Here is a 10,147-nt window from a genome sequence, read left to right as displayed (position 1 = left end):
CAAAAGTCTGGCACAACGCAGCGACCGGATACCTCGCTCTTAGCCTGTCGACTACCGTGAACCGTTGAGTGCGTCCGACATTAAGAGCGCCGTAGCCTTTTTTAGGATTTCGTTCTCCATTTCAAGGCGTTGTATTTTCTTCCTCGCCTCACGCAGCTCGAGCTGTTCTGGCGTCAGAGGAAGCCCGGCGGGCGTTTTCCCCTGGCGCTCAAGTCGCAGCTTATTCACCCAACGGGGGATAGCCGAATGGCTTACGTTAACTGCCTCTGCGGCCTTAACGTAGGTATAGCCGTGGTCGACAACTAACTTCGCCGCTTCGAGCTTAAATTCTGGCGTGAAATGTTTAGCCATTGGGTCACCTGTGGTGTTGGGAAGGTGAGAATATCACCTTCCGATCAGGTGGCCAGTATCAGTGTGCCACTACACAAAGAAACCTAACGCGGCTTCGGAGGTCAAAGACTCACGCGTTCAGATGTCTGAAAAATCCGCAACGCGATGAATTTACGCGCTATCAGGGCTTCCACTGGCTACTGGCGATGTTATGATGAGCGTAGTTTTGTCAGCAATACTACTCACGTTATTGAGATAATAAGCATGTTAAAAAAATTATTTTTCCCTCTGCTGGCCACATTTATTCTGGCTGGCTGTGCGAGTAACAGCAACACGCTTGATGTATCACCTAAAATTCAGCTGCCGCAGCGCGACCCAAGCCTGATGGGCATTACCGTCAGTATCAACGGTGCCGATCAGCGCAGCGATCAGACACTGGCAAAGGTTAACCGCGACGGCCAGCTCATCACCTTGACGCCATCACGCGATCTTCGCTTCCTGCTGCAGGAAACGCTGGAAAAACAAATGACGGCCCGTGGTTATATGATCGGCCCTAACGGCGCGGTTGACCTGCAGATCGTTGTTAACGGTCTGTATGCCGATGTCCTCCAAGGCAACGTGCGTTACAGCATTACGACCAAAGCGGATATCTCGATCATTGCCACCGCGAAAAACGGCAGCAAGCAGGTCAAGAACTACCGTCAGGCTAACAGTGTTGAAGGGGCCTTCTCGGCCACCAACCAGAAAATTATTAATGTCGTAAACCAGAGTCTGGGCGACGTGATTGCTGATATGGCGCAGGATACCAGTGTGAGCGAATTCATTAAGCAGAACGCACGTTAATCCCCCCTTGGCCCGGCAGGAAGCCGGGCCAGATTTAAGGTCCGTATGTCCAATAACTATTTACAGATCTTCACCCGGCGCAATTCTGCCCTCCTTCTATTACTCGGTTTCGCCTCCGGCCTCCCGCTAGCTCTGACATCCGGCACGCTGCAGGCGTGGATGGTGGTTGAAAATCTCGATATCAAAACCATCGGCTTCTTTTCACTCGTCGGTCAGGCCTATGTCTTTAAGTTCTTCTGGTCCCCGCTGATGGACCGCTACAAGCCGCCGTTTCTCGGGCGCAGGCGTGGATGGCTATTACTGACGCAGCTGCTGTTGATTGTCGGCATTGTGCTGATGGGCTTTATGCAGCCCTCGCGTAACCTGACCATGCTGACTGCGCTGGCGGTGCTGGTGGCGTTCTGCTCGGCCTCCCAGGATATCGTTTTTGATGCCTGGAAAACCGACGTGCTCTCCACCGCCGAACGCGGTAACGGTGCGGCAATGAGCGTACTGGGCTACCGGCTGGCGATGTTGGTTTCTGGCGGTCTGGCGTTGTGGCTGGCAGAGCGTTACCTCGGCTGGCAGGCGATCTGGTGGCTGATGGCAGCGATGATGGTGCCCGGCGTAATTGCCACGCTGCTGGCAAAAGAGCCAGATCGCAGCATTGCCCGGCCTAATACGCTGGAAGAAGCGGTCATCGCTCCCCTACGCGACTTCTTTAACCGTAATAATGCTTGGCTGATCCTGTCGTTGATTGTGTTCTACAAGCTCGGGGATGCCTTCGCAGCCAGCCTGACGACTATCTTCCTGATCCGCGGAGTTGGCTTTGATGCCGGCGACATTGGGCTGGTGAATAAAACGCTGGTGCTGATCGCGACCATTATTGGCGCACTGGCTGGTGGCGTTCTGATGCAGCGGCTTAGCCTGTTCCGTGCCCTGTTGCTGTTTGGCATTTTCCAGGCGGTTTCAAACCTCAGTTACTGGGTACTTTCGGTAACCGACAAACATCTCTACAGCATGGCTGTTGCGGTGTTTGTTGAAAACCTGTGCGGCGGAATGGGCACAGCGGCCTTTATCGCTTTACTGATGACGCTGTGCAATAAGTCATTTTCCGCCACCCAGTTCGCGCTGCTTTCTGCCCTCTCTGCCGTTGGGCGGGTGTATGTCGGGCCGGTAGCGGGGTGGTTTGTCGAAAGCTGGGACTGGCCTACCTTCTATGCATTCTCGGTGATTGCCGCGCTACCCGGTCTGTTACTGCTGTTCGGGTGCCGAACCACGCTGGAATATGCGCAGAATAATGCTAATTATCTGCCGCGCACAGACTACCCTTCAGGGTATCGCTGGGCGGTGCGCGGGCTGATCGCTGGCTGTGCACTACTGATAATGTGGCTGCTGATGCTGGCGGTGAATGCACTGGGCTGGCTGGCGTTACAGAGCATCAGTTCTGCTCTGTTCGAAGGTGGAATCGTGCTGTTGCTGGCGGGCATTGTGTGCGGAACCCTGCTGGATTTCCTCTCGCTGCGTAAAACGCACAGAAAGTTAAATTTGTAGTGTTTTTTGCCTGAAGCGAGAAATATTAATAAAATAATCCGAACAACAATGAGTTAACAAACCTTGGATCGGCTGTTGACCATCCGGGTGCCAGACCCGAGTAAACCCATCAGCGATACTGATAGCTTCGCGAGAATATTATTTTTCCTATTTATTAATACGCTCAAAAAAATCGCTCTCATCCGGCCTTCCATTTTCAGGGATTAAAACCCGGTGAGTAATTATTTTAAGTTAATTTATATCGCTAAAATGATGCGTTTTTTGTTAAACAATTGGTGCATTAAATGGCTGGTTATAGCAGATACAATTTCTGTAGAAATTTTTCATCGGATTTTGTTATATTAGCGCCAACCCTTTGCCAGCATTTATATTTTGTCACCTACGGCAACATATGTGACAGCGTTTGCAAAAGGTGTCAACACGCCGCTGACACAACCTGTTGCAGGTTTACAGTACTGAAACCTTTCCGTAAAATGCGGCCACACTTAAACGACAATAGAGCCCTTGTCATTGAGGTCGTTAAATGAGACTCAGGAAATACAATAAAAGTTTGGGGATTTTGTCATTAATCGCAAGCATAGTTTTGTCAAGTGGTTGTGATAGTGCGTTATTAAGTCCCAAAGGACAGGTTGCAATGGATCAACGCTCGCTGATTTTGACGGCCTTTAGCCTGATGATGATCGTCGTTATTCCGGCAGTCTTAATGGCCATAGTGTTCGCTTGGAAATATCGGGCATCGAATACTAATGCAAAATACAGCCCTAACTGGTCCCACTCGAACAAAGTGGAAGCCGTGGTCTGGACTGTGCCGATCTTGATCATTGTCTTCATTGGTATTCTGACGTGGAAATCAACCCACGCGCTGGAGCCGAGCAAGCCACTGGCGTCGGAGGCTAAGCCTGTATTGATTGAAGTTGTGTCACTTGACTGGAAATGGTTGTTCATCTACCCAGAGCAGGGTATCGCCACCGTGAACCAGATTGTTTTCCCGGTTAACCGCCTGGTCAGCTTCAAAATTACTTCAAACACCGTAATGAACTCCTTCTTTATTCCAACCCTCGGTAGCCAGATTTACGCTATGGCGGGCATGCAAACTAAACTGCATCTAATTGCGAATGAAGCCGGCACTTTTGATGGTATTTCCTCCAACTTCAGTGGTCGTGGTTTCTCTGGTATGAAGTTCAAGGCGATTGCTACCCCTGACGAAGCGAGTTTCGATCAGTGGGTTGCCAAAGCTAAGCAGTCTCCAGATACCCTCACTACGATGGATGATTTTAAAAAGCTGGCTGCGCCTAGCGAAAATCACCTGGTGGAATTCTTCTCAAGTGTAAAACCTGAACTGTTCCAGGACATCATTGGTCAGTTCAAGATGAATCACGGCGAAGGCCGTGAAGATATGGATATGAGCAACACCGCTAAAGCAAGAGCCGAGGAATAATACGATGTTAGGAAAATTAACACTGGATGCAGTGCCGTATCATGAACCCATTATCATGGTTACGGTTGCCGCTATCATCCTGAGCGGTTTGGCGCTTGTCGCCGCTCTGACTTACTTCGGTAAATGGAAATACCTGTGGACCGAGTGGCTGACCTCAGTTGACCATAAAAAACTCGGTATCATGTACATCATCATGGCTTTCGTCATGCTGCTGCGCGGCTTTGCCGATGCAGTAATGATGCGTACTCAGCAGGTACTCGCTTCTGCGGGTGAAGCTGGCATTCTGCCACCGCACCACTACGACCAGATCTTCACCGCCCACGGCGTGATTATGATCTTTTTCGTAGCGATGCCGTTTGTTGTTGGTCTGATGAACATCACTGTTCCTCTGCAGATTGGCGCACGCGACGTGGCCTTCCCGTTCCTGAATAACCTGAGCTTCTGGTTCACGGCTGTCGGTGTGGTGCTGGTTAACCTGTCACTGGGCGTGGGAGAATTCGCTCAGACCGGCTGGCTAGCTTATCCACCACTTTCGGAGGTGGAATACAGTCCGGGGGTCGGTGTTGACTACTGGATATGGAGTCTACAGCTCTCCGGTATTGGTACGACCCTGACAGGTATCAACTTCTTCGTGACCATCATGAAGATGCGTGCGCCTAGCATGACCATGTTCAAAATGCCGGTGTTCACCTGGGCTTCCCTGTGTACTAACGTGCTGATTATCGCTGCGTTCCCAGTTCTGACCGTAACGCTGGCTCTGCTGACCCTTGACCGTTATTTGGGTTTCCATTTCTTTACCAATGATATGGGCGGCAACATGATGATGTACGTCAACCTGATTTGGGTTTGGGGTCATCCGGAAGTTTACATCTTGGTTCTGCCGGTCTTCGGTGTGTTCTCGGAAGTTGTTGCTACCTTCTCAAAAAAGCGTCTGTTTGGTTACACCTCACTGGTATGGGCAACGGTGGTTATTACCGTCCTGTCCTTTATCGTGTGGCTGCACCACTTTTTCACTATGGGTGCGGGTGCCAACGTCAACGCCTTCTTCGGTATTATGACGATGATCATCGCCATTCCTACCGGGGTTAAAATCTTCAACTGGCTGTTCACCATGTATCAGGGTTGCATTCAGATGCACTCTTGCATGCTGTGGACCATCGGCTTCCTGGTCACCTTCTCTGTAGGTGGTATGACGGGGGTTCTGCTGGCCGTGCCAGGTGCAGACTTCGTGCTGCACAACAGTTTGTTCCTGATTGCTCATTTCCATAACGTGATTATCGGTGGTGTCGTATTCGGTTGCTTTGCTGGTGTGACTTACTGGTTCCCGAAAGCATTCGGCTTCAAGCTGAATGAAACTTGGGGTATCCCTGCGTTCTGGTTCTGGATTATCGGCTTCTTCGTTGCCTTTATGCCGCTGTACATACTGGGCTTCATGGGTATGACCCGTCGTATTAGCCAGGATATCGATCCACAGTTCCACCCAATGCTGGTTGTTGCTGCATGCGGTGCTGGCCTTATTGCCTGTGGCGTTATCTGCCAGATTACCCAATTCTACGTTTCGGTCCGTGACCGTGAACAGCTGCGTGACGTGACCGGTGATCCGTGGGGTGCGCGTACCTTGGAGTGGGCAACCTCTTCACCACCGCCGTTCTATAACTTTGCTGTGGTTCCTGAAATTCACGAGCGCGATGCGTTCTGGGAAATGAAGGAAAAAGGCGAAACGTATAAGCAGCCGGCTCACTATGAAGAAATTCACATGCCGAAGAACAGCGGCACTGGTGTAATAATTGGTTTCTTCAGCGTGGTCTTTGGTTTTGCAGCGATCTGGCATATCTGGTGGCTGGTAGGCCTGTCATTCGTGGGCATAATCGTATCTTGGATCGTCAAGAGCTTTGACGAAGACGTGGATTACTACGTTCCTGTGGCTGAGATTCAAAAAATCGAGAATCAGCACTTTGACAAAATTAGCAAAGCAGGTCTGAAAAATGTCGACTAAAACTGTGACTGAACACCACGATGCAGGAGCCAATAAAGTATTTGGCTTCTGGATCTACCTGATGAGTGACTGCATCATCTTCGCAACGCTGTTTGCGACGTATGGTGTGATGATAAACAACACCGTGGGTGGCCCGGCAGGGAAAGATATCTTTAAACTGCCGTTCGTCCTAGTGGAAACCGCCCTGCTTCTGTCGAGTTCTATTACCTATGGTTTTGCAGTTATCAACTTGAACAAAGAGCAGAAAGGTGCAGTTATCGGCTGGTTGGCGATAACTTTCCTGTTCGGCTTGGGCTTTATCGGTATGGAAATCTATGAGTTCCATCACCTGATTAAAGAAGGTTTCGGCCCTGACCATAGTGGCTTTCTGTCTGCCTTCTTTACGCTGGTGGGAACTCACGGTCTGCACGTGACGTCTGGCCTGATCTGGATGCTGGTCCTGATGTATCAGATTGCCACTCGTGATCTTAACGCAACTAACCGTACCCGTATCATGTGCCTCAGCCTGTTCTGGCACTTCCTAGATGTGGTTTGGGTCTGCGTATTCACCATTGTTTACCTGATGGGGGTTATGTAATGAGCCATCCTGCAACTGAACATGGCGCTTCTCATGGTAGCGTGAGATCTTATATGATCGGCTTTATCCTGTCGGTCATTCTGACCGGTATTCCATTCTGGATGGTGATGGATGGTGGCGCTTCTAAAGCCACCATCCTTACTGTGGTTCACATCTGTGCAGTTGTCCAGGTACTGGTGCATTTGGTGTACTTCCTGCATCTGGACAGCAAGTCCGAGGGAGGCTGGAACCTGATTGCTATCGTGTTTGCAGCACTTATCATCCTGATTGTTGTTGTCGGCTCGCTATGGATCATGTGGAACCTCAATTACAACATGATGAGCCACTAACCGAGCTACTGTGATGATTAGGCAATACCTGCAAGTAACAAAACCAGGAATTATTTTCGGAAATTTAATTTCTGTCATCGGGGGATTTCTGCTGGCTTCGAAAGGCAGCATTAACCATGCCCTGTTTGTCTCCACCTTAGTCGGTGTTTCTCTTGTGGTCGCATCGGGTTGTGTTTATAACAATTTTATCGACCGTGATATCGACAAAAAAATGGAGAGGACCAAGAATCGGGTGTTGGTAAAAGGCCTTATCTCTCCAAAATTAAGCCTGGTTTATGCAACCGTTCTGGGTATTGCTGGCTTTGCGCTGTTGTATTTCGGAGCGAATCCGCTGGCGATGTGGCTGGCGGTAATGGGCTTTGTAGTTTATGTCGGCGTATACAGCCTGTACATGAAGCGCAACTCCGTATACGGCACGCTGGTTGGTAGCCTGTCCGGCGCTGCGCCGCCGATCATTGGTTACTGTGCCGTAATAAACCAGTTTGATGCTGGTGCGTTGATCCTGCTGGCTATCTTTAGCCTGTGGCAGATGCCGCATTCTTATGCGATTGCCATCTTCCGCTTTAAAGATTACCAGGCAGCTAACATCCCTGTTCTGCCGGTGGTGAAAGGTATCTCCGTTGCGAAAAAACATATTACGTTCTATATCCTAGCGTTTATGGTTGCCACGCTGATGCTAACGCTGGTGGGTTATGCGGGCTACAAATATCTAGTCGTGGCAGCCGCCGTGAGTGTCTGGTGGCTGGGGATGGCACTGTCAGGTTACAAAACTCAGAACGATCATGTCTGGGCACGTAAGCTGTTTGTGTTCTCGATTGTGGCAATCACTGCGCTAAGCGTGATGATGTCCATTGATTTTATGACCCCAGCATCAAAATACCTGCTGACGATGGTCAGATAACAGCACGAACCATCACTACTAAGGGCGCGATTTCGCGCCATTTCTTTTTGTTACCACTGCTCTAAAAGTAATGTTTTACCCGCCCTCTCCTGCCACTTAAAATAGACAAAAATCATCCCAAAGATTTCCAGATGAAGGGTATCCCCGCATTGAGGTAGCAATGAACGATAATAAAATGACCCCGGTCGAGCTGCGTGCGACATGGGGTTTAGGAACGGTTTTTTCCCTGCGCATGCTGGGAATGTTTATGGTATTACCCGTTCTCACCACTTACGGCATGGCATTGCAGGGAGCAAGTGAAGCACTTATCGGACTGGCTATTGGCATTTACGGCTTAGCGCAGGCCATTTTTCAAATTCCATTCGGGCTGCTGTCCGACCACATTGGTCGTAAGCCGCTCATCGTTGGCGGCCTGCTGATCTTTGTTATCGGCAGCGTGATTGCCGCCATGACCACCTCAATCTGGGCGGTAATCCTTGGCCGCGCATTACAGGGATCCGGCGCCATTGCCGCTGCCGTGATGGCGCTGCTGTCCGACCTGACGCGCGAGCAGAACCGTACCAAAGCGATGGCGTTTATCGGCATCAGCTTCGGGATTACCTTTGCGATTGCCATGGTTCTTGGCCCGATTATTACCAACGCGCTCGGCCTGCATGCGCTGTTCTGGATGATTGCCCTGCTGGCAAGCGCTGGCATTGTTATCACGCTATTGGTGGTTCCGTCTGCTTCGAACCACGTGCTAAACCGCGAATCCGGCATTGTGAAGGGCACTATTCGTGATGTGCTGGCCAACAGCCGTCTGGTCAAACTGAATATCGGTATTCTCTGCCTGCACATCCTGCTGATGTCGAGCTTCGTTGCCCTGCCCGGCCAGTTTGAGCAGGCCGGCCTGCCCGCCGCCGAGCACTGGAAAGTTTACCTAGTCACCATGCTGGTGGCTTTCGCCGCCGTACTGCCGTTTATCATCTATGCCGAAGTGAAACGCCGCATGAAGCGGGTATTTGTCGGCTGCGTGGCGCTGGTTCTGGTAGCTGAAGTGGTGCTGTGGGGTGCAGGTAACTATTTCTGGACGCTGGTGATTGGCGTCCAGCTGTTCTTTATTGGCTTTAACCTGATGGAAGCCATCCTGCCTTCGTTGGTCAGTAAAGAGTCCCCTCCGGGCTACAAAGGCACGGCAATGGGTCTCTACTCCACCAGTCAGTTTCTCGGCGTGGCCATCGGCGGCGGCATGGGAGGTTGGGTGTATGGTCATATCGATGCACAAAGCATATTCCTGGTCGGGGCGCTGGTGGCTTTCGTCTGGCTACTGGTCAGCCTGACCATGCAGGAACCGCCCTATGTCAGCAGCCTGCGCATTACGCTGGAAGGAAATTCGTTGGATAAAAGCGAGCTGGAGCGCCAGCTGAAGGCTCAACCAGGAGTTTCTGCGGTGTTTATCGTGGCGGAAGAGAAAAGTGCCTACATAAAAATTGACAGTAAGGTCACTAACCGTGCCGAGATCGAGAAGCTAATCGCGGCAGCCACTTAATTAACAGGCGGGCAGCAAATAGGGGCCGATGGTTTTACACTCGGCCCCTGCGAGTTAGTCGCGAAGGTTCTTGAACTGGAACGGCTGGCCCAGATCGGCTTTACGGACAATCGCCATCACACTCTGCAAATCATCACGTGATTTACCGGTCACCCGTAGTTCATCACCTTGGATCTGCGTCTGCACCTTCGCTTTGCTGTCTTTAATCTGCTTCACCAACTTTTTAGCGATGTCAGATTCAATACCTTTTTTCATTTTGGCTTCGATGCTCCAGCTTTTACCGCTGTGTACGATCTGCTCCGGCACATCAAGCACTGCACCTTCAATGCCACGCTTCAGCAGCTTCTCGCGCAGAATATCCACAAGCTGTTTCACTTGGAAATCAGATTCGCTCAGAACCTTGACGGATTCGTTCTTATTATTCAGCTCAAAGCTGGCTTCCACACCGCGAAAGTCAAAGCGAGTAGTGATTTCACGGTTAGCAGTATCTACTGCGTTACGCACTTCCTGCATATCAATTTCAGAAACGATATCGAAAGATGGCATGATCTATTCTCCTAATACTAAAGTGACATGCATAATACCTGCTTGCCGCGGGTAAATAAAATTACAGGCGCTGATAGCTATAATAATGAGCAGGCGGGCTGCACGGCAATGAACGTAGCGCCCTTA

Annotated in this window: 10 protein-coding genes; 8 read left to right on the top strand and 2 right to left on the bottom strand. The window is 50.6% G+C overall.

Features of this window, described 5'->3' with window-relative positions:
- Window positions 1-51: 51 nt before the first annotated feature.
- Complete coding sequence (locus BBW68_RS09555; RefSeq protein ID WP_070133583.1) at window positions 52-351, bottom strand: IS3 family transposase; 300 nt, start codon at window positions 349-351, stop codon at window positions 52-54.
- A 243-nt stretch (window positions 352-594) separates the two neighbouring features.
- On the opposite strand from BBW68_RS09555, the gene BBW68_RS09550 reads away from it, so the two are divergent.
- From BBW68_RS09550 to BBW68_RS09515, 8 genes are all read left to right on the top strand, one after another.
- On the top strand, window positions 595-1,173 hold the full coding sequence (locus tag BBW68_RS09550) for a lipoprotein (protein ID WP_070135182.1): 579 nt from the start codon (window positions 595-597) through the stop codon (window positions 1,171-1,173).
- 45 nt (window positions 1,174-1,218) lie between these two features.
- Window positions 1,219-2,706 carry a muropeptide MFS transporter AmpG gene (gene ampG, locus BBW68_RS09545; protein ID WP_070135181.1) on the top strand — a complete coding sequence of 496 codons (1,488 nt, stop codon included), beginning with the start codon at window positions 1,219-1,221 and terminating at the stop codon, window positions 2,704-2,706.
- A 523-nt stretch (window positions 2,707-3,229) separates the two neighbouring features.
- Window positions 3,230-4,144: a cytochrome o ubiquinol oxidase subunit II gene (gene cyoA, locus BBW68_RS09540; RefSeq protein ID WP_070135180.1), complete on the top strand. Its 915-nt coding sequence runs from the start codon at window positions 3,230-3,232 to the stop codon at window positions 4,142-4,144.
- A 4-nt stretch (window positions 4,145-4,148) separates the two neighbouring features.
- Window positions 4,149-6,140, top strand: coding sequence for a cytochrome o ubiquinol oxidase subunit I (cyoB, locus tag BBW68_RS09535; RefSeq protein WP_070135179.1), 1,992 nt, complete (start codon window positions 4,149-4,151; stop codon window positions 6,138-6,140).
- Entirely contained in the window at window positions 6,130-6,717 is a 588-nt protein-coding gene (locus tag BBW68_RS09530) for a cytochrome o ubiquinol oxidase subunit III (RefSeq protein WP_070135178.1), read from the top strand. Before cyoB ends, BBW68_RS09530 begins: the two co-directional genes overlap by 11 nt.
- Window positions 6,717-7,046 carry a cytochrome o ubiquinol oxidase subunit IV gene (locus BBW68_RS09525; RefSeq protein WP_070135177.1) on the top strand — a complete coding sequence of 110 codons (330 nt, stop codon included), beginning with the start codon at window positions 6,717-6,719 and terminating at the stop codon, window positions 7,044-7,046. The genes BBW68_RS09530 and BBW68_RS09525 overlap by 1 nt, the downstream gene beginning before the upstream one ends.
- Window positions 7,047-7,059: 13 nt before the next feature.
- Window positions 7,060-7,947, top strand: a complete 888-nt coding sequence (gene cyoE / locus BBW68_RS09520) for a heme o synthase (protein WP_070135176.1) — start codon at window positions 7,060-7,062, stop codon at window positions 7,945-7,947.
- Between the two features lie 160 nt (window positions 7,948-8,107).
- Window positions 8,108-9,475: an MFS transporter gene (locus BBW68_RS09515; RefSeq protein ID WP_070135175.1), complete on the top strand. Its 1,368-nt coding sequence runs from the start codon at window positions 8,108-8,110 to the stop codon at window positions 9,473-9,475.
- Window positions 9,476-9,529: 54 nt separating this feature from the next.
- Here the strand turns inward: BBW68_RS09515 and BBW68_RS09510 are convergent, their stop codons facing one another.
- Window positions 9,530-10,021 carry a YajQ family cyclic di-GMP-binding protein gene (locus BBW68_RS09510; protein ID WP_070135174.1) on the bottom strand — a complete coding sequence of 164 codons (492 nt, stop codon included), beginning with the start codon at window positions 10,019-10,021 and terminating at the stop codon, window positions 9,530-9,532.
- Window positions 10,022-10,147: the final 126 nt, after the last annotated feature.

Source organism: Candidatus Erwinia dacicola (genome assembly GCF_001756855.1).
In the GTDB taxonomy this organism is placed as follows: domain Bacteria; phylum Pseudomonadota; class Gammaproteobacteria; order Enterobacterales; family Enterobacteriaceae; genus Erwinia; species Erwinia dacicola.
Note: the sequence above shows the minus strand (reverse complement) of the source record. Positions and strands in the feature narration are given on the sequence as shown.